This is a genomic window from Rhizobium sp. BK602 (assembly GCF_014195095.1).
Classification (GTDB): domain Bacteria; phylum Pseudomonadota; class Alphaproteobacteria; order Rhizobiales; family Rhizobiaceae; genus Rhizobium.
Genome location: NZ_JACIBC010000012.1, coordinates 1 through 25,940 on the forward strand (window position 1 = coordinate 1; position 25,940 = coordinate 25,940).

Genomic DNA, 25,940 nt, shown 5'->3' on the forward strand with positions numbered 1-25,940 from the left:
AGGCCGGCGTGAAGACGGGTCTGGCGGTGGTGATCGTCGGCGACGATCCGGCAAGCCATACCTATGTGGCCTCCAAGAGCCGGATGGCCAAGGAAACGGTCAGCCTTCCCTGGGGTAGTGCAGTCTGGAGTTCCGGCGATGCGAGGGACGTCTGTGACGGGGGATGTGGCGTGACTGCGAGGCAAGGTTTCGGTATCCGCGGCTGGGCTGTGCTGGCGGCGATTCTGTGCTCGCAGGGGCCAGCCGCGGCCGGGTCGGAAGATGGGCGTTGGTCCCAGGATCCTGCCAATCATTGCAGCTTCGTCGCGCCGGCGTCCCTGACGAGCGGGCCGACGTTTTGGACCGGGGCCTGCACCGACGGAAAGGCCTCGGGAATGGGCATGTTACGCCGCCGGGATGGCGATCATGCCGGTTTCGCCTTTTTCGGCCGGATGCGGGGTGGGCTACCGCAAATCGGTGTTGTCGATCTGGGCGATGGATATCGGGCCGGGCCGTTCGACAAGGGTGACATCGGTGGCGAAGCGGAGCTTGAGCCACAGGTCAGGATCGACGCCTTTCGGGCCGCAGCCGAGGCAGCCAGGCTGGTGAGCACCAAATTTGCCGCCGAAAAGAACGCGGCATCCGCTCAACATTACCAGGCGCTGGCCAAGACATTCGAACTTCAGATCGAATGATGTCGCAGCCTGCTCAATCGGACTATCGGTACCCCCGCTCTGTGTAAGCCGATGCTTGCTGTTGGTAAGCGCATGTGCCAACGATAATTTCAGGCCAAGAGCGATATCAGTCGGTTGGATCGAGAAGAGAAAGAGCTTTGACGAAGAGACTTTTGACACTTGCTCTCATCCTGATGGCTATGGTCATTGGCGTTGCCTTTCTTGTTCCGACCTATCCCGATGCACCCATGGTGGCCAAAGAAACCGTTGTTGAGCTCAGACTAAGCAATTCCGGAGAAGGTCTGTTCCTGCGAACAGACCTCCACGATTTCGATTTCGCATTGCCTGCAAATCAATTGAACGTGCTGTCATCGCCGCGATACGAACGATTGAATTCGCTCGGTGGCGTGAGGACCTATCTCGACACGATAAGGGTACAGTCGACGGGCACGGCCGCAACCAAGGTCAGCATCATGCTCGGCGGCTATGATTCCCGGCTGAGCGAAACGAAAAAGGGGATTTTGCCCGATGATCTCAGGGCCGATCTGGCGGAGCTTGGTTTCGCGCCTTCCAACGGAAATGTCGTCGGCGATTTCGATCCGCCGCTTTACATGATCTGGAGCGCCGAAGTGTCTGGACGGCAGTACCCGGCAAACAGCCGCGAGGCTTACACTGGACTAGATCTGCTGGCGCTCACGCAGCCTGAAATATTGGTCGCCGCTGCCGATGCGCCGACGCTGGAACGGAACCGCCGGCTCAATACTCTGTTGCGACCGTTGACGGCTGTGAGAGATGCGGTCGAGACCGCGGCTTTCGTGCTCTTCATGGTCATCACCGGAACGAAACCGGTTCCCGGCGGATAGGCCGAAGGGCTCCGGAACAGAGCCGGAATCTGCGGATACCGCGAAGCCCGGAGGCGGGCATATTTGCCTCCGCGGTCTCCGTCGGCATCCGCAATGCCGATCTATCCTTCTCAGCCAGCCTTCACGCCGGCTTCGATCAGATCGAATGAAGACCTGATCGCCAGCAGCGGATTGCCGAGTGCGTGCACCTGCGGCGAGAAGCATTCGTAGGAGATCGGCCCGGCATAGCCCGCCGCCAGCAGCGCCTTGATCTGCCCGATATTGTCCAGCCGGTCCTCGCCGTCGACGAGTACGCGATGCTCGTCCTCCATCTGGTCGAGCCGCAGGGCCGGATCGACGACGGCGGATATGTGGACGATGCCGGTGTAGTCGGGGAAGAGCGGTCCGCCATCCGCCAGGGCATGATGGAAGGTGTCATGCACGAGCTTGTAGCGATGGGCCGCGCCGAGCGCGTCGATTGCTTCGACGAGTTCGCTCTTGTAGCGCAGCGAGGAACGCTGGAAGCCCAGGGGCTCGACGAGCGCCACCAGATCCGCATCCTCGAGCAGAGGCAAGATCGCCGCCAGAGAGCGGTTGAGGTTGTCCTTGCGCTCTTTTTCTTCCGTGCCGATCCCCTCGTTGCGCGGGATCAGGCTGATGGTTTCCGCGCCCGCCTCCTTGGCGATGGCAATCAGCTCCTGAACCTTGTGCTTGATCCCGTCGGACCAGACATTGAACGGGTAGACCTGAGACAGGCCGACCAGGCGCAGGCCGCGATCGCTTGCCTTCTTGCCGGCTTCCCTGGGCGAAATGCCGTCAAACAGCGGGCGCGGCAGATCGTTGCGCACCTCGACGCCGCGGCAGCCGAGCGCCTTCGCCAAATCGAGAAAGGCGTCATAGCCGAGATTTGGCGTTGTCATTTGATTGAGTGCCCAGAACATTGTTTCCTCCGAAAATATTCGTCTCAGCGTATCGGCCGAGCGCGCCATGGTCTTGCAATATCCAATGCCAAAAGGGCCTTCCGCGGGCAATCGATCTGCAGGTCGAATAGCGCAGGCCTGAGGTGATTGTGGTTCGCGGTCTGAGGTGTTTTACCTCATTTCCTTAAGCGGATGGCGGCAGGAAGAGCTGCGGTTCGAGAAAATGCTGTCCGGCTATCTGGGCATGTTCCTTGCGGGCGGCATGCGCCATGAGATTGACGGTCTCGCGGCAGAGTTCGGCAAGCGGCGTTCCGATCACCATCGTCACATAGCCGTCCGACAGCGCGGCGCGGCTGACCGACGTCAGCTCGTTGACCACAAGCATCACTTCGCCCGGCGCCCGTGTCTCCCGCAACGCTGCGATCGCGCCTTCCATGCCGCCGCCGGCGACGTAAACACCCCTCAGATCGGCATGGCGCTCGAGAAGCGCCAGCAGGGTCTCCTGGGTGAGCTTTCTGGTTTCCAGATTGATGATCGGGTCCAGGAGCTCAAGCCCGGTATTGGCCTGACGCAGATGCGAGCGGAAGCCGGTTTCCTTCAGCTCATGACCCTGCCAGCGGTTGCTGCCGAGAAAAAGCGCGACCTTTCCCGGCTGGCGGGCGCCTGTGGCAATCATCCATGCGGCCAGGCGACCCGCCTTCAAATTGTCCAGGCCGATATAATGCTGGCGCACGCTCTGCGCGAAATCGTTGAGCAGGGCGAAGACCGGCACGCCTTTCCGCCGCAAGGCGAGCGTCGCTTCGTTGACCGTGTGATGATTGACGGCGGTGCAGGCGATCACGTCCACCTGTTCGCCGAGCTCGCGCATGATCGCGGCGAAATCCGTTGGTGACTGGGATGGCGAGAACCGGATGACGGCATGTCCGCGAAAATCCTGGCGGACCGCGACCGCGGCTTCCAGCTCGCGGCTGAAGGCCTGATAGAATTCCTGCTTTTCCTTGATGAGGAGAAAACCGAAGCGGATTTTCGGGAGCTTGATCGCCAATTGCTGATCGATAAGGCCGCTGGCGTAATAGGCGATGCGATGGGCCGCCTCCGCAACCTTGCGGGCCGTCTCCTCCCGCACCAGGCCGCGATTGTGGATCACGCGGTCGACCGTCGCCTTGCTGACGCCAGCCTCGCGGGCGATATCTTCTATTCTCGTGCGCTTCATACTGCCCTGATGGAGGTTTTCACTGACGGTTTCGCATAGCGATTACCGCAAGGCGAACAATTCTGCATCAATAATCACCAGGATCGAGGCTGCTACCACGGCATGGGTCAAGGACCGGCACAATCGCCGTTGCGATCATGCTCCTATTGCGTTCCCACCAGATGTTTGCGGAAGAAGGCCAGTATGGAGGCATTGAGCTCCTTGTGGAACGCGGCGCGGTCGAAGCCCGGTGGGTCCGTGCAGATTTCAGGAGCGGCCTTGGCCAGCTCGTCCGGGCAGGGGGTCAAGAACGAGAAATGCTGCGAATTCGGTACCACATGAAATTCGGGCTTGGTCGGCAGCGCGCTGGCGATGTCGACGACGCTTTGCGGCGTCACGCCGTCGCCGCCGCGTTCCGAGCCCCAGAGCTGGACAGGCACCGTCACGGATTTGAAGCTCACCTCGGTAAAGAAGACGGTGAGCGGGTCGGCGATCACGGCGGCCTTGATGCGGGCATCGTGCGTCAGCTCCGGAAGCTCTCCTTTGTGGATCTGATCGCAGATTGGTGTGTCCTTGCCCTCGCATAGTCTGAGACGGCGGCCAAAGTGCGGATTGGCGCCGATGTCGACAAGTCCGGTGTAGCCGCCGCGCGAAAATCCGAAGATGCCGATGCGCCCGGCATCGATCTTTGCCGCGTCGGGCCAGGGTCCGAGCATGTAATCGATCGTTCGCTTGATATCCGTGGGCCGCGAGATGAAGATCGAGACGTCGTTGGTCAGGCTTTTGTCGAGTGCGTTGTCGCCCGGGTGATTGATGGCCACCACCATGAAGCCCGCATCCGCCAGGGTCTCGGCCGTATCGCGGTGGCTGAAAAGTGCGCCGCCCCTGCCATGGGAGATGACGACAAGCGGCAGTCCGGCACCGGTGATCGGACAATCCTTGGCAACGGACATGGTGAAAGGACCAACGCTCACATCGCTTGTCGGTTGGCTACAGGGATACCAGAGCGCTCCATTCAAGGGTGGAAGCGGGCCGTCGGCGGGGACTTCCATGCGTCGGAAACCGGCGGCCTGTGCTTCGGAAACCGTAAGGCACAGAAGGGCGGCAAGGGTTGGGCGCAGGCGTTTCATGACAACGGCTCCATTGGTGAGGTGCGTTCGCTGCTGGCGTCGGCTGAAAGATATGCTTGCTATCTTGCATAAACAGATAGCTTGTTATATTCAATTTGTAAACAGAGGCATTCATGACCGACTCGATCCAAGTTCAATTGCGAAAGGGCGCCCTTGATCTCTGCGTCCTGGCCGTGCTGTCGCGGGGCGAAAGCTATGGTTACGAGATCGCCAGCACGCTGGTCGCCGCCGTCGGCATGGGGGAAGGCACGATCTATCCCCTGATGCGCCGGATGCAGAATGATGGCCTGGTGGCAACCCGCATCGTTGAATCGAGCAACGGGCCACCGCGCAAATATTACCGGCTGACGCCGCTGGGCCGGACAATTTTCGAAGCGCATCGCCGCGACTGGCGCTCCTTTGCGGGCGCCGTCGATAAACTTCTTGAGGATTTGCCATGACCGCTGCGATGACCAGGGACGCATTCTTGCGCACGCTGAGACTGGGGCTTGCCGGCCTGCCGCCTCAAGAGATCGAAGATATTGTCGCCGACTATGAGGCCCATTTCGTCGAATCCGATGCCTCGGGCCGCAGCGAGGCGGAGGTGGCGGCCGCGTTGGGCGATCCGGCCAGAATTGCCAGGGAACTGCGAGCCGAGGCCGGGCTGCGCCGTTTCGAGGCTCATTGGAGCGTGTCGAACATGCTGGCCGCCGCCATGGCGCTGGCCGGCCTCGCGATCGTCGACATTCTTTTCCTGCTGCCGCTGCTTCTCGTGACGATCTTCATCACGCTTGGTCTTGCGATCGCGCTGGCGGCCATCGGCGCGGTCGGCGTGAAGATCATCTTCACCACATTGCTGTTCCACTTTGGCGGACCGATGATCGGAACAATCGCGCGGCTGCTCATCGGCGCCGGGCTGGTGAGCTGCCTTATGGGCGGCGGCGCTTTGCTGTTGATGGGGCTGGGTGCGGGCATACGCATGCTCGGACACTATGCTCGGCTGCACTTCCGCCTGGCGCAACTGGACCAAGATCGCGTCTGAGCCTTGCCTGACGCCACTTTCAAGGAAACCGGACAATGACTGGAAAACTGGCATTCGTCGCGACGACGGGACTGATCGGCGCAGTCGTTCTTCTGGCCCTCGGCATCGGCCTTTCCGGGCAGGACTGGGCTGATGCAAGGTATTTGTGGGGTGCGATGCCATCCACCTGTGCACCGGCCGCGTCCAGCAAGCAGGAGATTACGCTGCCCTTCACCGCGAGCGACAGTCTGGCGATCGATCTGCCGGCTTCGGTCCGCTATCAGCCGGGAGACAAGGCGGAGGCTATAGTCAGCGGCGATCCCGATCTTGTCGACCATGTACGGCTGCAAGGCGGCAGGCTGGACCTTGATTGCGATCCCGGCCGGTCGAGCTCCCGGCTCGAGGTCAGCCTGTCGGGGCCGGCGATAACCGACTGGAAGCTGATCGGCAGTGGAGATCTTACCCTGTCGCAGCTCAATCAGCCGCAATTGCGGCTGAGTATCCGGGGAAGCGGCAATGTTGCCGCGAGCGGTGCTGCCGATACGGTGGGCCTTGAGATTTCCGGCTCGGGCGCGGCGCGGCTGAAGGAGCTGGCCGCGCAATCGGCGCGGATAGATGTTCACGGCAGTGGCGACGTGCAGGTGACCGCGAAGGCGGACGCCGACGTCTCGATTTCCGGAAGCGGCAATGTCGAGCTGTTCGGGCGTCCGGTCGTCCGGCGATCGCAAATCCGGGGAAGCGGCAGCATCGTGCAGGTGCCGTGACATCGCCTGCATCGGCAGGCTTGGCGCGCCCCACGCTCAATCATAGGGCGAATAGCATTGCTGACGCGGTCCGCGATAAGGCTGGAAACTATTGTCATAGGCCGAATAGGATCGATACCGGCGCGCGCACCAATCATAGTGTCTGCGAGCGTAATATCGATCGTGGTATACGGAATATTCCGGCGGCGGTGGTTCAATGGCCGGAGACGGGGGTGGTAAATGCGGGAATCGGCCAGGATGGCCGGGAGGAACAGGCTGGGCCAGCACCAGTGGATCGGCTGGTGGAACCTGTGCCATGGCGGCAGACTGCCCGAGGAGTAGAAGTGATACAGCGGCGAGTGTTACGACGCTTTTCATCGAGATGCCCTCACGTTGTCCCGCTCTGCATGGAGCGGGATTGAGATTGCGGATTTGAGCCGTCCCGATCCGTTGGGAGAGACTTTTGCGAACCTCCGGATCCAGCGACCTGGAATGAAGGCTTAGCAAGGCCGGCGTTAATGGCGGTAAAGACTGGGTAAAGCTGGGTAAAATCTCGAACCTGGATCCGGTTGCCGGCTAGGTCGCCCGCCGCAGGGGCCGAAAGCGCATCGAAGTCATCTTCGGCGACGGCGCTCAACTGGGCAGGCCAACCGGCCGCCAGAGCAGCACGAGCAGAAAATTGGCGCAGGTCGTCGTCAGCGTCAGGCCGGGGTCGAAGGCTGCGGATACGCCTGTCTCGACCAATGCCAGGATCAGCCCCGCGGCAATCGCGCAAGCCAAATCGCCCATGCAGCCCATGAGGAGAACGACAAGCACCTTCATCGCCAGAAGGGTGCCGTTCATCGGCGTGAACGGTGGATAGAGGGACCAGACGATACCGCCGACGACGGCGAGCCCGCCACCGATGGCAAATGTCGTCCGCGCTTGCCAGCGCTTGCCGGTGCGGCTGATCGGGCGCATGCATCCGCGGACAACCGTCCGCATTGTCATGCCCCGATGACGCTTGCCGATGGTGATGCAAAGCGCGCCGCCGAGCAACAGCACCAATATCACGCCGGCGACCGGGCAGGCGCGACACTCGATCCCGGAAATCGCGATCAGGACTCCGGACCCTTCATTGCCCGCGACACCTATCGTGTAGATGCTCTGGAGCGCGAACATCAGGCCGACGGAGACCAGGATGGCATCGGCCTCCAGGCGGATCGGTACATCGGACCGCTTTGTCAGCGGTCCGATGAGAAGCGGATAGATGAGATAGCAAGCCGCATATCCCAGCGGCACCATGAGCGAAAACGCGGCGGACGGCGTCATTCTGGTGGCGGTGATCGCCAGATAGGTCAGGAACGATCCGCCGATGACCAGCTGACCGAGGGCCAGATTCGCGCTCGAGGCGGCGCCATACCGAATGGTCAAGCCCAGCGCCATCAGCGCGAAGGTTCCACCCAGTACAAGGCCGACGACAAGAATTGTCATCACCATCGCAACGCCCCCTCATGCCCGCGCCCAGGGCAGCCAGTACCTCCGCGGGAGTCTCTAGCGGCTGAACTTCAGATCCGGCTTGTCGCCATCCCAAGCCTGAAGCCCGCCGGCGATCTCGCGGAAGCGAAGGCATTTGGTGCCCATCTTGCCCGAGAGGCACATGGTATCGCCCTTGATCACCCAGCTGACGGAGAGAGCGAATGGCATGGGGCCGCGTATGCTGCCGGTGCCGTCCTTGTTGAGCGTGACCTTCAGGGTCTTGCCATCAGGCGCATCGGCCGACCAGGGATCTCCGTCGGCAAGGATGGCTGCCGCCTTTTGTGGCGCGAGATAGGCCTGCCCTTCCGTGGCAAGGGCGGGGCTCGCGGCAAGAATGGCGGCAGCCAGCACTGCGAAGGTTGGGTGTATTTTCATATTGATATCCTTTCTTCATCAAATGCGGGGAGACCGGGTGTCATCCGCCGCGTTACGGTTGCTATTGGGTGGTCGCGGCGCCCTTGTCGCTCCATCCCGGCGGCAGGCCCAACTGGCCGGCGACCGCGCCGGTAATGCCGGGAGCCGAGCCGAATGCCTTGCAGGCGTCGTATTTCGGGCCGCCGCCAAGCGACGCCTTGATCTTTTGCATCGACGGTATCGCCGGCGTTCCCTTGAACGGGTCCCGGCCCTTGACCAGCATGCGGCTGAAATCGCCGCCGAAAGCCGAGGACAGGGAATAGGCATCGCCGACCGTGGAGACGCGGGCTCTTGTCGTCAGCATGTTGGCACCACGCGACCAGAGCATGGCCGCCTTTTGAGAGCCGTCCTCGCCGATGGCTTCCGCTTCGACGGAGAGGCCGCCGAGACCGATCGGGAGCCTCGGAATTGGAACGGCGAGCGCCACGGAGGTGCCGAGCGCTGCCACGGCGGAGGTCGCCGCCGCCGTCCGGTTCGTCGCGACGATGTCGGTAATCGTGGCGTGAACGGTCAGATCCGCCGGCTGCCCGGCCGCCACGACCTCGAAACGGTCGCTGAGGCCGGTGCAGAGCGCCCGGTCGATGGCATTGGTGACGAGCGCCAGGTTCCTGGGATCGAAGGCGCCGTTGTTGCCGATCCTGACCGATGTCGGCGTGATGTGCACGGTGCGCGCGGCAAGCACCGGCGCCGGCTCCACCCGCAATTTCGCCTTGGTCAACGACCCGCCGGATGCGGTCATGTCGGCATAGGAGCCAAGCGACGTGCCCTGATGCAGGGGGATATTTGCGCAAGAGGAGAGCGGGGTAAGCAGGATGACGCAGAGTGTGGCCCGCGAACGCATTTCGGGCAGCCGGAAGCTAAAGGTCATGTGGCAAATCTTCTGAACCGGGATCATGGTTCAGCTTTAGCGATGCCAGCGTTAATGGCCGTAAAGGCAGTGTAAAGTTGGGTAAAAGTCTCCGGAATTATCCGAGATCATTTCAACAAAAGCGGCATTCACACCACGCGGAATATTGAGGTAGATCAGACGCGATCGCCCAGTGGCGCGAAAGTCGTCGGTTTTCGGGGGATTTCGAGAATGATGGCGAGGCCCCCGCCCGTCGGCAGCGATGCATAAGCCCGTCCGCCATGGCGCTCGATCGCCTGTCTCGTGATTGCGAGACCCAGGCCATATCCGCCTTTCGATTCAGCATCCTTGCCGCGGGAGAATGGCTGAAAAATGCGTTCGAGCTCATCGCGTTCGACGCCCGGCCCCTGGTCGGTGACGCGGATATTGAGACGATCGGCGGTCGTTTCGCAAGACATCGATACGCTCGAATGCGCGGCGGTGTATTTGACGGCATTGCGAACGACGTTTTCGAGTGCCCGATAGATCAGTTCGCCCTCGACCTCGGCGAGGAACGTGCCGTCGACGCCAGCCGTGATCGAGACGTCCCGCGCCTGGGCTTCGAAAGCCGCGTCGCCGAGGATCTCGTTCAGCAATTCGATGACATCGAGGGATTGGGTTTTCAACGGCAGGCTGGCGCCGGCGGTCAGCCGGGCAAGAGTCAGGATTTCTCCCACCAGCACGTCAAGTCGCTCGACCTCGCGGTCCATGCGATCCAGCATGACATCGAGTTTTGCCGGGTTCTGCCGAAGCACGCCGACTGCGGCCTGCAGGCGCGACAAGGGCGAGCGCAGCTCATGGGATACGTCATGGAACAGGCGCTGCTGCGCGTCCTGGAGCTCCTGAAGCCGCGCGGCACTGGAATCGAAATCATGCGCGAGCGCGGTGACTTCATCCTTTCGGCCGGCCATCTTGTCGCCAATACGGAAATCGAAGCGGCCATGGGCGAGCGCGCTCAAGCCATCGCGCAGATGCACGACAGGACGAATGAGGTAGCGGGCAAGCGCCCCCGCCGACAGCGTGCTGGAGATCAGGATGGCGAGCCACGGCATCAATGGCGCGAGATTCTCGAAGGTGAAGCCGATCGGGGTCGACAGGGAGATGCGATAGCAGGCCCCATCTCTTGCGACGGATCTCGTATCCTTCGTATTTCCCGTCGCACAGGCGTCGATGTTCGCGGCTTTCGAAATGCTGAGGCCGAGCGGCAGTGTCTCTTCGCTTGCGCGCACGAGATGCGCGGCGGCGTCTTCGCCATCCTGAACCAGGACATTCGCAGTCAGGTCGAGAACAAGCCCCCGCCGCTCCTCGGCCAATTCTTTTGCGAAGGGAACCGCCTGGAAGAGCTTGACGATGATGATGATGACCGCGACGGTCACCGCGAGCGTCAGCCAGATGATCGTGAAGAATTTCCAGAAAAGCCGGGGCATGGTCAATCCACCAGAAGTTGGTAGCCCTGGCCGCGGACGGACTGAATCCAGGATTGCCCGTCCTCCCTGAGCCCGAGCTTCTGGCGAACGCTGCTGATGTGGACATCGATGCGGCGATCGAACGGCGTGAGCGGCTTTCCGAAGGCGCGTTTGGAAATGTCCTGCTTCGATACCAGCTGGCCGGCGCTGCGGGCGAGGACTTCGAGCAGGCTGAATTCGGTGCCGGTCAGATCCAGGGGCTCGCCGCGCCATTCGGCGGTCCTGCTGCCGGGATGAATGACGAGCTGGCCAGCCCACAGCGTATCGGTCGTCGCGCCGGAGGCCGGTTGTCCGGCGCGGCGCAGGATCGCGCGCAGCCTGGCCGCAAGTTCGCCCGGCGAGCATGGCTTCGGCACGTAGTCGTCGGCGCCGAGATTGAGGCCCGAGATCCTATCGACATCATCGCCTCTGGCCGTCAGCATCAACACGGGGACCTGGCTGAGCTTCCGGATTCTCTGCAGGACCTCGATCCCGTTCATTCGCGGCATCATGATGTCGAGCACGATGATATCGACCGTATTGCCGGCCGCCGCGGCAATGGCCGCGCGGCCGTCCGTGTCCGTTGCGACGTCATAGCCTTCTTCAGCCAGATATTCCTGCAGAAGGGTCGTCAGCTCGACGTCGTCGTCGATGAGGAGAACCTTGTTCATTCACTTCGTCCGTCATTCCTGTTGGCCATGCATACAACACAAAGGCGAATGCACGACCAAGTTTTACTCAGCTTAACACTAACTTGACCGCACTTAACGTTCGTCCCGCTACTGATCTGCGTGGCGGCATCTGTCGCGAGGCAGCAATAGCCGCGCCGATGCCCGTGAACTTCGCAAGGAATGCATCGTTGAGAAAGCCATCCATGACATTCGCCGTCGCATTCGTTGCGGCAGCGCTTCTGCTCCCCACCCGCTATGCCCTTGCCGAACAGGCTGCCGCGCCCGCGCTTACCGTCTCCCTGACGGCGCCGGCGCAGCGGGAATGGCCGGAGACCGTTCCCGCGAGCGGCTGGCTGAAGCCGTGGCAGGAAGCCATCGTCGCCTCCGAGACCAGCGGCCTGCGCATCACCGAAGTGCTGGTCGATGTCGGCTCCGTGGTCGCGAAGGGGCAGACGCTCGCACGGCTTTCGCAAGAGAGCACTCTTGCCGATCTTCGCAAACAGGAGGCTGCCGTCGTCACTGCACAGGCAAGCCTGGCCAAGGCCAAGGCGAATGCGGATCGGGCGCGACAGCTTCGTTCATCCGGCGCTCTATCCGACGAGAAGATTACCGAATATTTCGCCGATGAGCAGACGGCGACGGCAAGCCTGGCATCCGAGGAAGCGGCACTCGACAGCGAAAAGATCAAGCTCGCGCAGACGACCATCATCGCCGCCGACGATGGCCTGATAACCTCGCGCTCCGCCGACCTCGGTGCTGTCGTCTCCACCGGCACCGAACTGTTCCGCATGGTCCGCCAGCAGCGCGTCGAATGGCAGGCCGAAGTCTCGGCGCGTTATCTGCCGCGCATTTCCGAAGGCTTGAGCGTTGCGATCAATGGAGGCGATGGCCAGTCGATTCAAGGCAAGGTGAGGCTCGTCGGCCCCTCGGTCAGCACCGATACCAGCCGGGCGATCGTCTATGTCGCGCTTCCGTCAGACGTTCGGCCGCGCACTGGCCTTTATGTCACGGGCAGCATCGAGCTGCAGACGACACCGGCGCTGACCGTCCCCGAGACGGCGATCGTGTTCCGGGATGGCATCAGCTACATCTTCACCGCCGGTGAGGACAACCGGGTGCGACGGGTCCGGGTGGAAACCGGCCGCCGCAGCAATGGCGAGGTCGAGATCGTCTCCGGCATGGACCCGTCGGCGAAGGTCGTGACGTCGGGCGGAGCCTTCCTGTCGGACAATGATCTCGTGAAGATCGCGGAGACGAACTGATGAATTTCTCCGCTTTCTCGATCCGCAACCCTGTCCCGGCGATCTTGCTGTTCTTGATGCTCGGCTTTGGCGGCCTTTGGGCTTTCAAACAGCTGGCCATCCAGAACTTTCCCGATATGGATCTGCCGACCATCAATATTTCCGCCACGCTCGACGGTGCCGCGCCGACGCAGCTCGAAACCGAGGTTGCCCGCACCATCGAGGATAGCCTCGCGTCTCTCAGCTATCTCGATCATATCACCACGACGATCACCGACGGCACCGTCTCGATCAAGGTTTCCTTCAAGCTGGAGAAAAACAGCGAAGCAGCCCTGAACGAGGTCCGCAATGCCGTCGACAGCGTCAAGGCCGACCTTCCCTCGCAGATGGAGTCTCCGAGCGTCACCAAGGTCACGGTACAGAATTCCGCGCTGGTCACTTACGCCATCCGCTCGACCAACCTCAATGAGACGGAGCTGTCCTGGTTCATCGACAATGACCTGACCAAGGCGCTGCTGTCGGTGCCGGGTGTCGGGCAGGTCAACCGCATCGGCGGCATAGACCGTGAGGTCCACGTCGATCTCGATCCTGCGACGATGGCGTCTTTCGGCGTCACCGCCGCGACCGTCTCGTCACAGTTGAAGGCCGTGCAGGCCGATACCTCCGGCGGTCTTGGCGAAATCGGAGGGACGCGGCAGACACTGCGCACCCTTGGCAACCTCCCGTCGGTCGAGGCGTTGAAAGGGCTTAGAATTCCCTTGGCGAACGGCCAACAGGTTCGTCTCGACGACGTCGCCTCCGTCAAAGACAGCTTCGCGGATCGCTCCACGATGGCCTATCTCGACGGCAAGCCCGTGGTCGCAGTCGAAATCAAGCGTTCGAACGGCTTTTCGGATAGCAGCGTCGCCGCCGATGTCGATACGGCAATCAAGCGGTTCGCTGCCGCGCACTCCAACGTGCAGATCGACGAGGCCTACAGCACGATCGGGCCGATCATCGACAATTATCATGGTTCGATGCACATGCTGTACGAGGGCGCCATTCTGGCGATCGTCGTCGTCTGGCTTTTCCTTCGCGATTGGCGCGCGACGATCCTGTCGGCCGTGGCGCTGCCCTTGTCGGTCATACCGACCTTCCTCGTCATGTATCTGGCCGGCTTCAGCCTGAACATCGTCACGCTGCTTGCACTGTCGCTGGTGGTCGGCATCCTCGTGGACGATGCCATCGTCGAGATCGAGAACATCGCCCGCCACCTGCGGATGGGCAAGCGGCCGATCGATGCGGCGATGGAAGCGGCCAATGAGATCGGCCTTGCCGTCATCGCGACCACTTTCACCCTCGTCGCCGTCTTCCTGCCGACGGCGTTCATGAGCGGCATACCGGGGCTTTTGTTCCGCCAGTTCGGCGTCACGGCCGCCGTCGCCGTCCTTGCCTCGCTTGTGGTGGCGCGTCTGCTGACGCCCATGATGGCGGCCTATTTCATGAAGGCTCATCCGTCCGAGGAGAAGGATGGCCGCATCATGCGCGCCTATATGGCGGTCGCCAAGGCGGCGCTCAGCCACAGGAAGACCACGATTGCCGCAACCGCCGTTGTCGTGGCACTTTCGCTGGCCACCATTCCCTTCCTGAAGTCGGGCTTTCTGCCCGCTTCCGACGATGCGCGTACCCAGGTCACGCTCACCATGCAGCCTGGCGCCACCATCGAACAGACGGATGCGACGACCAGGAAAGCCGCTGATATCGTCGGCAAGCTTCGCGACGTCACGCATGTCTTTTCCTCGGTCGGTTCCGCATCTTCCGGCGGCGGTCCGGACGTCTCCACGACAAGCAATGTCGGCTCCGCCACCATCGTTGCCGTGCTAACGCCCATCGGCGAGCGCGATCGCAAGCAATCGCAAATCGAAAACGATATCCGGCAAGCGCTCTCGGCTCTCCCCGGCGTGCGCGTGGAGGTTGGTGGCGGCGGTAACGGCACCAAGCTCGAAATCACGCTGGCGAGCGACGATCCGAATGCGCTCGACAGCGCAAGCTCGGCGCTTGAGGAGCAGCTCCGCACGCTGCGAGGCATCGGGGCGGTGACATCGACGGCGGCGAGGCAGGCGCCAGAAATCCAGATTGCGCCCGATTTTGCGCGTGCCGCCGCGCTCGGCATAACGTCGAATGCCATCGCCAGCGCCGTCCGCGTGGCAACGGATGGCGAATATTCCTCCGATCTGCCGAAACTCACGTTGCCGCAGCGCCAGATTCCGATCGTGGTCCGCTTCTCCCCCGAGACGCGCACCAATCTCGATGATATCAGGAACATGCGGGTGGCCGGCACCAATGGTAGTGTCGATCTCGGATCGATTGCCGATATCCGCATCGGCGGCAGCCCTTCGGAGATCGACCGTATCGACCGGATGCGCAATGTCACGGTCTCCGTCGAACTCAATAGCCGCATTCTGGGCGACGTCAATCGCGAGGCTCAGGCGCTGCCGGCGCTCCGGCATCTGCCGCCCGGCGTCACTCTTGTGGAACAGGGCGAACTTCAGCGCAGCTCGGAACTGTTCCAGAGCTTCGCCCTTGCGATGACGATCGGCGTGTTCTGCATCTATGCCGTCCTCGTCCTGCTCTTCCATGATTTCCTGCAGCCGCTCACCTTGCTGATGGCCCTGCCGCTTTCGCTCGGCGGCGCACTGGTTCCGCTCGTGTTGACCGGCACCAGCTTCTCGATGGCGGCCGTCATCGGGCTGCTCATGCTCATGGGCGTGGTGACGAAGAACTCCATCCTGCTCATCGAATATGCGATCATGTCGCGCCAGCAGGGCATGGCCAGGTTCGATGCGCTCATCGATGCCTGCCACAAGCGCGCGCGGCCGATCGTCATGACCACCATTGCCATGGCGTCGGGCATGCTGCCGGCCGCGCTCAGCCTCACCGGCGGCGACTCGAGCTTCCGTCAGCCGATGGCGATCGTCGTCATCGGCGGGGTGATGATGTCGACGCTGCTCAGCCTCATCGTCATCCCGGTCATCTTCACCTTCGTCGACGATCTGGAAGCGGTTTTAAAGAGGCTTCTGCGCCGGATCGGGCTGAGCCAGGCAAACACCGGCGACGAGATGCAGCACGCGTCCAACGATCATGAGGCGATCGCTTTCAAGCCCGATCAGAAGCAGGCGCACGGCCGCCGATGATCCTTTCCCGGCACCCTCTTCGGTCGCGTTTCTCCCCCAGAACGAGACCGCGGGACGTATACCCCCGCAGGCGGCATCATGCCGCCTGCGCGTCCTGCCGTCCGGCGAGGAGCCGCCTCATGCCGGGTCTCCGGTCAATCGGGGTTCAAAAAGAGCGACTGATGCGAGTGCTGGTCGCCCTGCTCCCCTTCGTGCTCATCCTGTCCGGATGCATGCAGACGCTGGACAGGGCTCTGGATGCGAGCGAGGCGGACAAAGCTTCGATTGCGGGGTATGGTGAAATCCGGACCTATCTCGATGCCCGGCTCGACGAGGCGCCGCGCGATGCCCGCAACTGGGCACCGGCGACGAAGCGAGGCGGGCTCGATGCCCTGATGATCTCCGGCGGCGGCGCGGGCGGCGCCTTCAGTGTCGGGGTACTCTCGGCATGGAGCGCCAAGGGGACGCGCCCGCAGTTCGATGTCGTGACCGGTGTCAGTACGGGCGCGTTGATCGCCCCTTATGCATTCCTGGGATCGGCGCATGACGACACCCTCGTCAATCTCTATACCAGCGGCATCGCCCAGGAATTGGTCCGGACCAAAGGCATTGTCGGACTGTTCGGGTCGAGCCTGCTGAGAGCCGGGCCATTGAGACAGATGATCGAGCGTTACATTACACCGGCGCTCCTGGAGCAGATTGCCGCCGAACATCGCAAGGGTCGCCGCCTCTTCATCCTGACGACCAATCTCGACACCCAGCGCGCGGTCGTGTGGAACATGGGCGCCATTGCCGATAGCGGCCGCCCGGATGCCCTCAAACTGTTTCAGGACATTCTGACGGCGTCCGCAAGCATCCCGGGCGTTTATCCCGCGGTCATGATCAAGGCCGAGTCGGGAGGACGCCATTTCGAGGAGATGCACTCGGACGGAGGATCGGCCTCGCAGGTCCTGATGATGCCGCAGGCTTTGCTGACGAGTTCCAATCGTCCCCTGCTCACCAAGGGGCAGAGCGTCAATTTCTACGTCATCGTCAACAACGCGCTCATGCCGGAGTTCGCCACCACGCCTGACAAGACGCTTCCGGTGATCGTAAGGGCCTATTCCATCTTCATCAAATCGCAGACACAGAGCGCGCTGACGGCACTCTACAACTACTCCAGGCTGACGGGCGCCCATTTCCATGTCGCCTCGATCGATGCCCAGGTTCCCTATTCGATGTTCGATCCCTTCAACACCAATTACATGCGGGCCGTCTATAATCTCGGCTATGCCGAATTCGTTGCCGGGACCTTGTGGAAGGACAAACCTGTTTTTCGCTGACGGTCGTCATGCCTGGCGCCAGGGAAGCCTGCCGTTCGCGGGCAGGGGTTTCCGGATGGCACGACGGAGATTGCCATGACCAATTTTCGACGAATATTTTTCAACTATGCGCCGAAATTTGATTTTACACGGCATTCTGATCGAATAGTCCCTGAACCGGAAAACGCGTCCGCGGCTGACGACGAGGATATGACATGCAAGGAATAACGATCGCGCTGGCGCTGTTGGCGATGGTGGTGGTCAGCGGGACGGTGACCCGATTTCTACCGATCGCCGTGCCTTTGCCGCTCATCCAGATCGGACTGGGGATGCTGGTCGCGGTCGTGACCGGCCGGGCGGTCGAGCTTGATCCCTCCATCTTCTTCCTGCTCTTTCTGCCGCCCCTGCTGTTTCTGGATGGCTGGCGAATCCCCAAGGAGGGGTTGCTGCACGACAAGGGCGTCATTCTCGAACTGGCGCTCGGCCTTGTGCTTTTCACCGTTCTCGGCGTCGGCGTCTTCATTCACTGGATGATCCCATCCATGCCGCTGCCGGTCGCCTTCGCGCTGGCGGCGATCCTGTCGCCGACCGATCCGATCGCCGTTTCGGCGATATCGGCCCGCGTCCCGATCCCGAAGCGGTTGATGCACATCCTCGAGGGCGAGTCGCTGCTTAACGACGCATCGGGCCTCGTCTGCATGCGTTTCGCCGTGGCCGCGGCGGTGACGGGCGCCTTCTCTGTCGGCGAGGCGGTTGCGACATTCCTATGGCTGGCGCTGGGCGGGATCGCCATCGGCATAGGGCTGACATGGGCCGTCACCCGTGCCCGCGATCTGGTTTCCCGAAAACTCGGCGAGGACACCGGCTCCCATATTCTGATCAGCCTGCTGATCCCGTTCTGCGCCTATCTGGCGGCGGAGCATTTTCATTGTTCGGGAATTCTGGCCGCCGTCGCCGCGGGGATCACCATGAGCTATGTCGAGCGGCGCGGCAGGGCGCTTGCGGTGACGCGGGTTCGCACGCAATCCGTCTGGGACACGGTTCAGTTCGCCATGAACGGCATCGTCTTCGTGCTTCTCGGACAGCAGTTTCCCGATATCGCCTCCAGCGCGGCGAAAGTCGTGGGCGAAACCGGCCATGGCGATCCGATCTGGCTGGTCTTCTACGTCGCGGCGATTACCGCAGCGCTTGTGATCATGCGGTTGACCTGGGTCTGGATTTCCCTCCGGTTCACGCTTTTCCGCGCTGCAAGGAGAGGGGAGACCATCAGGACCCCGAGCTGGCGGCTCGTGGTCGCCACCTCGTTTGCCGGCGTGCGCGGCGCGATCACCCTGGCAGGTATTCTGACGCTGCCTTTGGTGCTGGATGACGGCAGCGCTTTTCCGGCGCGCGAACTCGCGATCTTCCTGGCCGCCGGCGTCATCGTCTCCTCCCTGGTTCTGGCGAGCGTCTTTCTTCCCTTCCTGCTCAAGGATCTCGATCTGCCACCCGAGCCGACCCATCGGCAGCAGGAGGACGAGGCCCGGATCGCGGCGGCGGAAGCCGCCATCAAGGCGATCCAGGCGACGCAGAACCGAATGGGCGCGGGGCGGAACGATGCCGATTTCTATTCCGAAGTCGGAGCCAGGCTCATGGAGTTCTACCGCGAACGCATCGACGGACGGTCGAAGACCGGCGACGAGGCCGAACAGGTGCAGAAGGTGGAGGAGATCGAGCGCGCACTCCGGCTATCGGGGCTACGTGCCGAGCGAAACGCCATTTTCGAGATGGCACGCGCGCGAAAACTTCCGGAAGCGATCGTGACCACCCTGGTTCGCGAAATAGATCTGCTTGAAGCCCGTTTGGTATCCGGCACATAGTTGGTTCCGGCTCGGCGTTTATGGCCGCCGCTCGTCGGTATGCCGATGACTTGCCACTCAAAAGCCGGATAACGAGCGCGCTCGATGGCCTGATCAGGGCGATCCTTGCCGATGTGGCGACCTTCCATTTGCATAGGCGCCATCAAGAGCCTGTGGAGAACTTGAGGGATTGCTACAGAAAGCCGGATCTCTAATCGATTAAAATAAATTCAATCGTTTAAATTTTTTAATGTGCTGATTTACAAAGAATTTCTTTCGTGCCATCCAAGGACTCTCTTCCAAGGAGGCCCTGATGCAAGAGCGTGAATCTGTGCGGAATGAGATACCCCTCGATGTGGTTGATCGTCTGGAAAATGAATGGCGCATGGTGCAGGTCGAGCGCTCTTCGTTCAGAATGACGCCGAAGGTTGAGGTGGCCGACAGGGCCAGATCCAAGCCAATCGACGGCCTTGGAGCGGCAGAGGGCTGAACCTTCGCCGCCGCTCGATAGCCCTTGACGCGAATGCCTCAAGCGGAGACGCTCCGGCACGTCAACAGTCGATCTCAAAGCTGAGCCGGATATGACCGCCGCCGGTACGCAGTCCTTGCCTTGGGCCCCTTGGCGAGCCGGCAGGCAAGGGCGGCCTGGATGCAGCGGTCAATATCGAGCGTTCCGGCGGCTTGCGATGCCGACCGGTTCAGCGTCGTATCTGCATTTGTCCCTGGACCTGGGCGAGAAATGCCCCTTCATCCGATGGCAGGTCATCGACGCCGGGAGCATGGCGGTGAAGCCGTGCAATGTTTCCGGTGGTCTAGTCGCGACTATATGCCGGTTTGACCAATAGGTTCCGACATCCGAAATGCACAATTTCTTAGTTTGTACCGGTTATCCTGCACCGGTTCAGGCCCAATACTTTTATCTTCAGAGTTCTATAGTTGTGGTGAAGGGAGTTCCTGGCGACGGAGAGAGCCGATAGTTCGACCGATGATAATCTATTGATATCCATAAAAATTCTCTGTCCTTCTGGGGAAGCTTACCAAGGAATGGCATCTACTCTTCATTCCATGTCATTGATCGACAGCAACCAGCCGACCTCCTCCAAGGCGTGGCTGGAGCTTGCATTCGAATTGGATGCCGCCGAACGCTATGACGAGGCTCTCAAGGCTGCGGAGAATGCCTATTCGGCCGCTGTCTATGCCGATAATGCGGCGGATGTCCTGTATGCGTCGCGCCGGCTCGCGCTGCTGCACTTCAATCAGGAGGCCTTGGCGCTTGCGCTGAAGGCCTGCGAACGCGCGCGGCCCTGGACCGAGATTTGTAACGACCCCGGCGCGATCGCCGGAGTGCATTCGGTGCATGGCGGCGTTCTCGTCGAACTCGGCGACGTCGAGACCGGACTGGAGATCATTCATTCGGCGATCCTGCTGACGAAGGACACGCCCGACAAAATCGCGCTGTGGCGGTCCCAAACGGCCTATGCGGTGGCGATGTATGATATCGGAGACTATGAGACGGCGGCGGCCTCGGGTCGCGCCAGCCTTGAAACATTGCTCCAAAGCGACGCCGATGCTTTTCTGCTGCTGATCGGACATTCGATTGCCGGCCGCACGATCGCGCGGGCTGAGGGTGAGCGCAAGCTGAGGCGTGAGCCGCCCGACATGCAGGCCGTGCGGGAGGCAAGCAGACTATTCAACAGCGTGCTGGACATGGCCCGCGACGGCAACAACAGCTACGAAATGTCGGAGGCTCATTGCTTCCTTGGCGTCCTGGCATGGGTTTGCGGCAACGATGTGCAGGCGGGCGAGCATTATTCCCGCGCCCTGCTTTATGCCGGCAGGACGCGCGACGAAATCCTGACCGTCGAGATCGGCTACTGGATGGCGGCTCTCAGCGAGGCGACGGGGGACTATCGGCAGGCGCGCGAATATCTGCAGGGCATCGAGCCGCTGGTCTGGGCATTCGAGGCGCCGCGTCGGAAAGTGCGTTATTACAAGGCGCGAAGCCAGCTGGAGGCGGCGGCCGGCTTGTGGAAGGATGCCTATGAGTTCCACAAACTGTTTCATGAGCAGACCGTGCTCGACTTCAAGCGTCTGGCCACGGCCCGCGCGCAGGTGATGCAGATCTCGCTGGAACTCGAACACCTGCGCGCCGAGGAGAGAAGGGCGCGCGAAGAGCGCGAACTCCTGATCCGCGAGAACGAGAATCTGGCGATCGAGCGGCAGGCCCTGGCGACGGAAGCTTTGCGCGATCCGTTGACCGGCCTTGGCAACCGCCGCGAACTGGCAGCCTATTGCGAGCGGATCAGGCAGTCGCAATCGCATCGTTGCGCTGTCCTGCTGATCGATCTCGATCACTTCAAACGGATCAACGACACGTTCTCGCACGCGGTTGGAGACATCGTTCTCATCACCGTGGCCCGTCTTCTCCGATCTGGTCTGGAGGAGCATGACTGCCCCATTCGGCTCGGCGGCGAGGAGCTTGTCGTGCTGCTGCCGAATACCGATCCCGTCCGCGCCATGGCCAAGGCCGAAACCATCCGCCTTGGGGTTTCCAGCCATGACTGGCAGCTTATGACGCATGCCCTGGCGGTGACCTGCAGCATCGGCCTGTCGGAATGGAAACCGGCTTCGGAGGATGTCGATCAGGCGCTGCGCAGGGCCGACCAGTGCCTCTATCTTGCCAAGCAACAGGGCCGGAACCGCTGCGTGGCAGCGCCGGATGCGGGTTTCGCCGACGAGGCAGGCGCCGTTCAGGGCGATGTCGCATCTCTCGGTCGGGAATAGCCGCGGCTGATTTGAGTCCGATGCCGCCTCGGCCGTCGCATGCCGATCACAGGGACATCCGTATCCAGCGGCGATCGCGTTCCGTCAGAGGCCGAGCGTGCTCAGCCAGTGATCGAAGGTCGGCAAGTCTTCCGCTTGCGGCGGATGTTCCGTCTTCACGCCGCTTGTATGTTTTCGCACTTCGCTGGGGCTATAGCCAAATTCATGGGTGAAGGCGCGGCTGAAATTGGCCGCGGATTCGAAACCGAGTTGGTTGGCGATATAGGCGATCTTTCGGCTGTTGGCGGGATCGGCAAGGGCCGCGCGCGCGGCCAAAAGCCGCCTTTTGCGAATATAGTTCAAAACGCCGCTGGAGTTTTGGAAGAGTTCATAGAGCCGGGTTCGCGAAATCGCCAGTTCCCGGCTCAACGTCTCGGGCGTCAGATTGGCCGAGCCCAGATTGTTCTGTATGAAGTGCCGGGCCCGCGTCATGAGGCCGATCTGCGAAATCTGGTCATTATGCAAATGGTAGTCCACGAGCGGCGCGACGCTATGGAATACCAATTCCCGAAGCTGGCCGCGGACGCTGGGCAGATCATCCTTGGTCAATGAGGTAAGGTTGGCTTCGAGAAAGGCGACATAGTCGGAGAGGAGCTTGATGCGCGCGCCCTTGAAGACGAGGTTGTTGCTGGCGCTCGGCAATCCGCCATGGTCGGCGAACAAATCGCAAGGCAGGATCAGCGTGGTCGATTTGGTGTCCAGCGCCCGCCCGTAAAACGGACAGCCGAGCGAGCGGATCTCCATCAGGCCGGGTTCGTTTTCGGCTATATGCCCGTTGACGCTGGTCCATGTCTTGCCCGAGCGCAGGAATGTGATCTGCCAATGGTCGATGGAGCTGAAGCGCACCTTTTCGGACGAGCGCTCGTAGCGGAACGCCGGCGCATCCTGCTGGATAAGAAGCGCTCCTTCAAGATTCCAAACGGTCTGGTCGACGGGAAAACAGTCATCGGCGTCGGCGGTCTGCGGCAGGCGCACGTCGATCAGCGGCGCCATGCGATCCTGCCAAGCCAGAAACTGCTGATTGGGAGCGAGAGACCGTGTTGAAAACGGCAGCGAAACCAGCTCCAGCGCCTCTCGTACCTCGCTGCAGAGCGGCGCGTGGTACGTGCGCGGCCAACGGCGCCTTTCAGCAAACGCCGGCTGTTCCGGAGGGATATCGACTTTGTTCCACATCATTGCCGTGGCCTTTCAACAACGCAACGCAAATCATACGGTCGTGCCTGCGGTCCGTTCGCCAGGGATTGAACAGGAATGCGACACGAGATCTAAAAATCAGGACTGAAAATGGGCTCGACATCGGGGGCGGCTCCTTTCTCCATTGCCCGGAGCAATATGGCAGCGTCCCAAAACGGCCCGAATCTGATGCAATCCACCCGCCGGCAAGCTGGCGAATAGACAAAATAGGAACCCGCTGTGTTGCGTCTTGGGAGTAAGTACGGTCTCAGGCGGCACATCGAAAACTACATCGGCGAAGGCATTGAATGCCCGAATTTCGGTTCCGGGCAGTCGTAGCGAGTTGCGTAATATTAATGCCCTCAGGAATGGCATTGTTTGCAGGCCTCAGCCGGGGTTCGTAAGAAAAAATTAAGCAGAATTCATTAATATTTTCAAGATATTTGTGGATATTGCTTAAATAATTTTCGCGAGAATTGCCAAATCGAAACAGTTATGGAGAAGTAGATTTATGAAATGGAACAAAAAAACAGGTAATGAAGGTCTTGAACGCCGTTATCTTGGGGTGGCCTTCGCTGCTCTTTGCATCCTGGTGCCATCTATGACTTTCTCTTCAAATGCAACTGCGTCGGAAGTCGATCAGACCAAGACGAAGACTATTCAGTTGTATATGAAGAAATACGAAAGAAACAAGGTTGTCTTCTATAGCGGAAATTCGCTTGCGAGAACGACCAAGATTTCTTCCAAGGAATACTTCAAGGGTGCTCCTTATATTTGCACGCCGAGCGGTTTTGGAAGAACATCGCACTGCTATAATCGCGGCTTCTTCTAAGATAAATCGAGGGTCTCGCGGCGTGTTCGCGGGACAAGAATAGGGGTTGCTTCTCGGAAGGAGGCTTCCGGAACTGCTGCCAAACAAGCCGTTCCTCCATCCTCGCTATGGCCCCTATCAAGCATTCAACTTCAACTGGGCAGGTGCTGGCGGACCCGGGCGCCCCGTCGAAGCTTCAGAAACTCGTCATCATGCTTTATTGGATTATGACGGAACACATACCATTTTCCGCCTGACGCTCGCTTCTGATAGATGACTCCCGCTTTCTCACGATGCAGGAAGCAGGAGAGATTGCGCGCAACAGTTTTTCCGCTGTACCACAAAGCGTTCATGCACAGCTTTCCACCGTCGGTCGTAAACCAGCGGCCGGTTGCGTGAGACCTTTTCGCACCCGTATGCGACCAGGCCGTAAAGTGGTGGTGGTGACGCGAGAAGAACCCCGCGCCGTCCTTCCAGATCCAGGAGCGTCCCGCATAGAGTTTTCGCAAGTCGGCGGCGCTCATTGGAGTTGCATGACTGGCTGCGCGAGCAGTCATCCGTTCGATTTGATGCTGCGTCGCGGCATTTGCCGGGCCGATCAGCAACACTGTCGACAGCGCAGCATTCATGATGATGATGCGGAACGAAGACATTTTGTTTGCCTTTCAGGTATTTGCCACGGGGTTAGTTCAGCAGCGGGCTTGCAACGCGCCAGTCCGGCCGACCCAGGCCATCCGGCCATGGATAGACCTCGCGGTCGTTGAAGTAGACGACTGCCGTCAGTTTCGGGAATTGGTCGTGCGGTTTATTGGCCTCTTCAGCCCATGCGTGAACATAGGCCTCGTTTCCCTGATAGCCCAATTCGGCGATGACGATCGGCTTCTTGAAGCCCTTGACGCGGTCGTAACCGGGTTTGGTCGCTTCCACGAAGGTCGAGTCCCGTCCGAGTTTGCGCTGATCGAACGGCTGGTAGCCGAAGACCGAGAGCCCGATCACGTCCACATACTCATCGCCGGGATAGTAGGCTTCAAGCCCTTCTTTTCCCATCGGCGACCACATATATTTCGCCGATGGCAAGGATTGGCGGCAGACTTTGATGGCATGCCGATAGGCTTTCACGTAGCCATCCGCGTTCCAGTAAGCCCAGGTGAACTGGCCGTTCTTCTCGTCCATTTCCTGGGCCCAGCGGATCGTGACGGGTCTGTCGAGTTTGGCCGCCGCCGAGCATATCGCTGCCATGTTGGCATCGTAATGGCCCGCCAGAATGCCATTCAATAGATCGTCGGGTGCCACGCGCCAGTCGCGAGCCCAGGACCAGGGCTCGACCGTAATCAGCAGGTCGCGTCCGCGTTGGCGCGCATAGGCGTCGGCCGTGCTGAGGGTTGCGAGATCGACGTCTTCCCAGGGAAGGAAGAGGTGCTCGATCTTCGGATTGGGATCATTGGAGAAATCCCCGTTCGGATCATAGGCTCCGGACGGTAGCGATTGGGGGGTGATAATCGGCCTCTTGTCGTGAAATACAGTCTGGTTTTGGGCCTTTGCCTCCGGAACATTGCCGGCGGAATAGACCGCTCCGCCGAGGGCTGCCGTGCAAAGCAGGGCTGCCGTCAGCTTGGATAGGGTTTTCATTGGATTGCCTCCTTCTTTTGCTCGGTCTTGCCCGCGCTCAAGGTGGCTTTCACCGCCTCCAGTCGCTGGGTGACCAGATCGTCGGCGATCAACTTCGCCGCCTCATCGGTTTGCTTGGCAGCAGCATGGCGGAACACGATCCAGTCTCCGCCCGCCTCACGCTTCTGGTAGATGGTCCCATCGAGAATTCGATGAACGAAGCAGGTCTTGGCCGGAAACTTGCCGTTCGTCGCATGCCAGGCCGCCTCGAAGCACAGGCGACCGGTATCTGTGACGGTCCAACGGCCCTCGGCCCAGGATTGGCCCTCCGTTCCGTCGACCCAGGCGGAAAAGCGGCGGTCGGCATCCTGCATTCGGCCTGCGCCGTTGGGCCACTGCCAGCTTTTGTCGCGATAGAGCGTGTAGAGTTCGACCGCCGTCATGGGTCTTGCGTCCTTCGGCAGTTTGATATCGGCATTGGCCGCATTGCCGGATACCGCAGACCCGATGGTGATGGCGATGATCAGCGCCGTTGCTTTCGCGCGGGCAAAATGCGTTGTGTTGTGCGATGGCTTCATC

Annotated in this window: 24 protein-coding genes and 2 pseudogenes; 13 read left to right on the top strand and 13 right to left on the bottom strand. The window is 61.0% G+C overall.

Translation table 11 applies throughout. The annotated features are described in order from the left end of the window. The 3 genes and pseudogenes from FHX11_RS27745 to FHX11_RS27755 form a co-directional block, all read left to right on the top strand. Nucleotides 1-95 (top strand): annotated as a pseudogene (locus tag FHX11_RS27745) (bifunctional methylenetetrahydrofolate dehydrogenase/methenyltetrahydrofolate cyclohydrolase); the annotation flags it as partial. 114 nt (nt 96-209) lie between these two features. After that, nucleotides 210-674 (top strand): hypothetical protein, encoded by a 465-nt coding sequence (locus FHX11_RS27750; RefSeq protein WP_348649747.1) that lies wholly within the window; start codon nt 210-212, stop codon nt 672-674. A 74-nt stretch (nt 675-748) separates the two neighbouring features. Continuing rightward, complete coding sequence (locus tag FHX11_RS27755) at nt 749-1,516, top strand: hypothetical protein (protein ID WP_348649746.1); 768 nt, start codon at nt 749-751, stop codon at nt 1,514-1,516. Nucleotides 1,517-1,626: 110 nt separating this feature from the next. Here FHX11_RS27755 and FHX11_RS27760 read toward each other — a convergent pair whose 3' ends face one another. From FHX11_RS27760 to FHX11_RS27770, 3 genes are all read right to left on the bottom strand, one after another. Then, nucleotides 1,627-2,415 carry a TIM barrel protein gene (locus tag FHX11_RS27760; RefSeq protein ID WP_246781175.1) on the bottom strand — a complete coding sequence of 263 codons (789 nt, stop codon included), beginning with the start codon at nt 2,413-2,415 and terminating at the stop codon, nt 1,627-1,629. A gap of 184 nt (nt 2,416-2,599) precedes the next feature. Then, nucleotides 2,600-3,628: a LacI family DNA-binding transcriptional regulator gene (locus FHX11_RS27765; protein WP_184364011.1), complete on the bottom strand. Its 1,029-nt coding sequence runs from the start codon at nt 3,626-3,628 to the stop codon at nt 2,600-2,602. Between the two features lie 143 nt (nt 3,629-3,771). Continuing rightward, nucleotides 3,772-4,737: a dienelactone hydrolase gene (locus FHX11_RS27770; RefSeq protein WP_184364015.1), complete on the bottom strand. Its 966-nt coding sequence runs from the start codon at nt 4,735-4,737 to the stop codon at nt 3,772-3,774. A 113-nt stretch (nt 4,738-4,850) separates the two neighbouring features. Between FHX11_RS27770 and FHX11_RS27775 the strand changes: the two genes are divergently transcribed. Genes FHX11_RS27775 through FHX11_RS27785 form a run of 3 tightly spaced genes read left to right on the top strand, consistent with a single transcriptional unit; the run spans nt 4,851 to nt 6,501 of the window. Further along, complete coding sequence (locus FHX11_RS27775) at nt 4,851-5,177, top strand: PadR family transcriptional regulator (protein WP_007688766.1); 327 nt, start codon at nt 4,851-4,853, stop codon at nt 5,175-5,177. An 8-nt stretch (nt 5,178-5,185) separates the two neighbouring features. Next, nucleotides 5,186-5,758 (top strand): DUF1700 domain-containing protein, encoded by a 573-nt coding sequence (locus FHX11_RS27780; RefSeq protein ID WP_184364249.1) that lies wholly within the window; start codon nt 5,186-5,188, stop codon nt 5,756-5,758. A 35-nt stretch (nt 5,759-5,793) separates the two neighbouring features. Further along, nucleotides 5,794-6,501 (top strand): DUF2807 domain-containing protein, encoded by a 708-nt coding sequence (locus tag FHX11_RS27785; RefSeq protein ID WP_184364018.1) that lies wholly within the window; start codon nt 5,794-5,796, stop codon nt 6,499-6,501. A 36-nt stretch (nt 6,502-6,537) separates the two neighbouring features. Here FHX11_RS27785 and FHX11_RS27790 read toward each other — a convergent pair. The 6 genes and pseudogenes from FHX11_RS27790 to FHX11_RS27815 all read right to left on the bottom strand — a co-directional run. Beyond that, nucleotides 6,538-6,633 (bottom strand): annotated as a pseudogene (locus tag FHX11_RS27790) (BA14K family protein); the annotation flags it as partial. A 480-nt stretch (nt 6,634-7,113) separates the two neighbouring features. Next, nucleotides 7,114-7,959, bottom strand: a complete 846-nt coding sequence (locus FHX11_RS27795; protein ID WP_210292622.1) for a branched-chain amino acid ABC transporter permease — start codon at nt 7,957-7,959, stop codon at nt 7,114-7,116. A gap of 54 nt (nt 7,960-8,013) precedes the next feature. Next, nucleotides 8,014-8,373, bottom strand: a complete 360-nt coding sequence (locus FHX11_RS27800) for a hypothetical protein (protein WP_184364021.1) — start codon at nt 8,371-8,373, stop codon at nt 8,014-8,016. A 61-nt stretch (nt 8,374-8,434) separates the two neighbouring features. After that, on the bottom strand, nt 8,435-9,280 hold the full coding sequence (locus FHX11_RS27805; RefSeq protein WP_184364024.1) for a DUF3313 domain-containing protein: 846 nt from the start codon (nt 9,278-9,280) through the stop codon (nt 8,435-8,437). A gap of 155 nt (nt 9,281-9,435) precedes the next feature. Then, nucleotides 9,436-10,725, bottom strand: coding sequence for a HAMP domain-containing sensor histidine kinase (locus FHX11_RS27810; RefSeq protein ID WP_184364028.1), 1,290 nt, complete (start codon nt 10,723-10,725; stop codon nt 9,436-9,438). A 2-nt stretch (nt 10,726-10,727) separates the two neighbouring features. Continuing rightward, nucleotides 10,728-11,414 carry a response regulator gene (locus FHX11_RS27815; RefSeq protein WP_184364031.1) on the bottom strand — a complete coding sequence of 229 codons (687 nt, stop codon included), beginning with the start codon at nt 11,412-11,414 and terminating at the stop codon, nt 10,728-10,730. A gap of 158 nt (nt 11,415-11,572) precedes the next feature. On the opposite strand from FHX11_RS27815, the gene FHX11_RS27820 reads away from it, so the two are divergent. The 6 genes from FHX11_RS27820 (at nt 11,573) to FHX11_RS27845 (ending at nt 21,730) form a co-directional block, all read left to right on the top strand. Beyond that, on the top strand, nt 11,573-12,676 hold the full coding sequence (locus FHX11_RS27820; protein ID WP_184364034.1) for an efflux RND transporter periplasmic adaptor subunit: 1,104 nt from the start codon (nt 11,573-11,575) through the stop codon (nt 12,674-12,676). Continuing rightward, nucleotides 12,676-15,828 carry an efflux RND transporter permease subunit gene (locus tag FHX11_RS27825; protein WP_184364037.1) on the top strand — a complete coding sequence of 1,051 codons (3,153 nt, stop codon included), beginning with the start codon at nt 12,676-12,678 and terminating at the stop codon, nt 15,826-15,828. The genes FHX11_RS27820 and FHX11_RS27825 overlap by 1 nt, the downstream gene beginning before the upstream one ends. A 161-nt stretch (nt 15,829-15,989) precedes the next feature. Then, entirely contained in the window at nt 15,990-17,129 is a 1,140-nt protein-coding gene (locus FHX11_RS27830) for a patatin-like phospholipase family protein (RefSeq protein ID WP_246781176.1), read from the top strand. 194 nt (nt 17,130-17,323) lie between these two features. Further along, on the top strand, nt 17,324-18,967 hold the full coding sequence (locus FHX11_RS27835; RefSeq protein ID WP_184364043.1) for a Na+/H+ antiporter: 1,644 nt from the start codon (nt 17,324-17,326) through the stop codon (nt 18,965-18,967). A gap of 292 nt (nt 18,968-19,259) precedes the next feature. Continuing rightward, complete coding sequence (locus FHX11_RS27840) at nt 19,260-19,436, top strand: hypothetical protein (RefSeq protein WP_184364046.1); 177 nt, start codon at nt 19,260-19,262, stop codon at nt 19,434-19,436. Between the two features lie 554 nt (nt 19,437-19,990). Then, a complete protein-coding gene (locus FHX11_RS27845) occupies nt 19,991-21,730 on the top strand; it encodes a GGDEF domain-containing protein (protein ID WP_184364049.1) in 1,740 nt (579 codons plus the stop codon). Between the two features lie 84 nt (nt 21,731-21,814). On the opposite strand, the gene FHX11_RS27850 is transcribed toward FHX11_RS27845, so the two are convergent. Further along, nucleotides 21,815-22,945, bottom strand: a complete 1,131-nt coding sequence (locus FHX11_RS27850) for an AraC family transcriptional regulator (RefSeq protein ID WP_184364052.1) — start codon at nt 22,943-22,945, stop codon at nt 21,815-21,817. A gap of 508 nt (nt 22,946-23,453) precedes the next feature. Between FHX11_RS27850 and FHX11_RS27855 the strand changes: the two genes are divergently transcribed. Then, nucleotides 23,454-23,774 carry a hypothetical protein gene (locus FHX11_RS27855; RefSeq protein ID WP_184364055.1) on the top strand — a complete coding sequence of 107 codons (321 nt, stop codon included), beginning with the start codon at nt 23,454-23,456 and terminating at the stop codon, nt 23,772-23,774. A gap of 131 nt (nt 23,775-23,905) precedes the next feature. Here the strand turns inward: FHX11_RS27855 and FHX11_RS27860 are convergent, their stop codons facing one another. The 3 genes from FHX11_RS27860 to FHX11_RS27870 are packed head-to-tail and all read right to left on the bottom strand — an operon-like array spanning nt 23,906 to nt 25,939. Further along, nucleotides 23,906-24,406, bottom strand: coding sequence for a DUF995 domain-containing protein (locus FHX11_RS27860; protein WP_184364057.1), 501 nt, complete (start codon nt 24,404-24,406; stop codon nt 23,906-23,908). A 31-nt stretch (nt 24,407-24,437) separates the two neighbouring features. Next, nucleotides 24,438-25,382, bottom strand: coding sequence for a glycosyl hydrolase (locus FHX11_RS27865; RefSeq protein WP_184364059.1), 945 nt, complete (start codon nt 25,380-25,382; stop codon nt 24,438-24,440). Continuing rightward, complete coding sequence (locus tag FHX11_RS27870) at nt 25,379-25,939, bottom strand: DUF995 domain-containing protein (RefSeq protein ID WP_184364061.1); 561 nt, start codon at nt 25,937-25,939, stop codon at nt 25,379-25,381. Before FHX11_RS27870 ends, FHX11_RS27865 begins: the two co-directional genes overlap by 4 nt. Nucleotide 25,940 lies beyond the last annotated feature (1 nt).

Coding starts and splice junctions, on each gene's coding strand:
- FHX11_RS27760 (WP_246781175.1), bottom strand. CDS start 2,415: ATGACAACGCCAAATCTCGGCTATGACGCCTTTCTCGATTTGGCGAAG.
- FHX11_RS27765 (WP_184364011.1), bottom strand. CDS start 3,628: ATGAAGCGCACGAGAATAGAAGATATCGCCCGCGAGGCTGGCGTCAGC.
- FHX11_RS27770 (WP_184364015.1), bottom strand. CDS start 4,737: ATGAAACGCCTGCGCCCAACCCTTGCCGCCCTTCTGTGCCTTACGGTT.
- FHX11_RS27775 (WP_007688766.1), top strand. CDS start 4,851: ATGACCGACTCGATCCAAGTTCAATTGCGAAAGGGCGCCCTTGATCTC.
- FHX11_RS27780 (WP_184364249.1), top strand. CDS start 5,186: ATGACCAGGGACGCATTCTTGCGCACGCTGAGACTGGGGCTTGCCGGC.
- FHX11_RS27785 (WP_184364018.1), top strand. CDS start 5,794: ATGACTGGAAAACTGGCATTCGTCGCGACGACGGGACTGATCGGCGCA.
- FHX11_RS27795 (WP_210292622.1), bottom strand. CDS start 7,959: ATGGTGATGACAATTCTTGTCGTCGGCCTTGTACTGGGTGGAACCTTC.
- FHX11_RS27800 (WP_184364021.1), bottom strand. CDS start 8,373: ATGAAAATACACCCAACCTTCGCAGTGCTGGCTGCCGCCATTCTTGCC.
- FHX11_RS27805 (WP_184364024.1), bottom strand. CDS start 9,280: ATGACCTTTAGCTTCCGGCTGCCCGAAATGCGTTCGCGGGCCACACTC.
- FHX11_RS27810 (WP_184364028.1), bottom strand. CDS start 10,725: ATGCCCCGGCTTTTCTGGAAATTCTTCACGATCATCTGGCTGACGCTC.
- FHX11_RS27815 (WP_184364031.1), bottom strand. CDS start 11,414: ATGAACAAGGTTCTCCTCATCGACGACGACGTCGAGCTGACGACCCTT.
- FHX11_RS27820 (WP_184364034.1), top strand. CDS start 11,573: ATGCCCGTGAACTTCGCAAGGAATGCATCGTTGAGAAAGCCATCCATG.
- FHX11_RS27825 (WP_184364037.1), top strand. CDS start 12,676: ATGAATTTCTCCGCTTTCTCGATCCGCAACCCTGTCCCGGCGATCTTG.
- FHX11_RS27830 (WP_246781176.1), top strand. CDS start 15,990: ATGCGAGTGCTGGTCGCCCTGCTCCCCTTCGTGCTCATCCTGTCCGGA.
- FHX11_RS27835 (WP_184364043.1), top strand. CDS start 17,324: ATGCAAGGAATAACGATCGCGCTGGCGCTGTTGGCGATGGTGGTGGTC.
- FHX11_RS27840 (WP_184364046.1), top strand. CDS start 19,260: ATGCAAGAGCGTGAATCTGTGCGGAATGAGATACCCCTCGATGTGGTT.
- FHX11_RS27845 (WP_184364049.1), top strand. CDS start 19,991: ATGGCATCTACTCTTCATTCCATGTCATTGATCGACAGCAACCAGCCG.
- FHX11_RS27850 (WP_184364052.1), bottom strand. CDS start 22,945: ATGATGTGGAACAAAGTCGATATCCCTCCGGAACAGCCGGCGTTTGCT.
- FHX11_RS27855 (WP_184364055.1), top strand. CDS start 23,454: ATGAAATGGAACAAAAAAACAGGTAATGAAGGTCTTGAACGCCGTTAT.
- FHX11_RS27860 (WP_184364057.1), bottom strand. CDS start 24,406: ATGTCTTCGTTCCGCATCATCATCATGAATGCTGCGCTGTCGACAGTG.
- FHX11_RS27865 (WP_184364059.1), bottom strand. CDS start 25,382: ATGAAAACCCTATCCAAGCTGACGGCAGCCCTGCTTTGCACGGCAGCC.
- FHX11_RS27870 (WP_184364061.1), bottom strand. CDS start 25,939: ATGAAGCCATCGCACAACACAACGCATTTTGCCCGCGCGAAAGCAACG.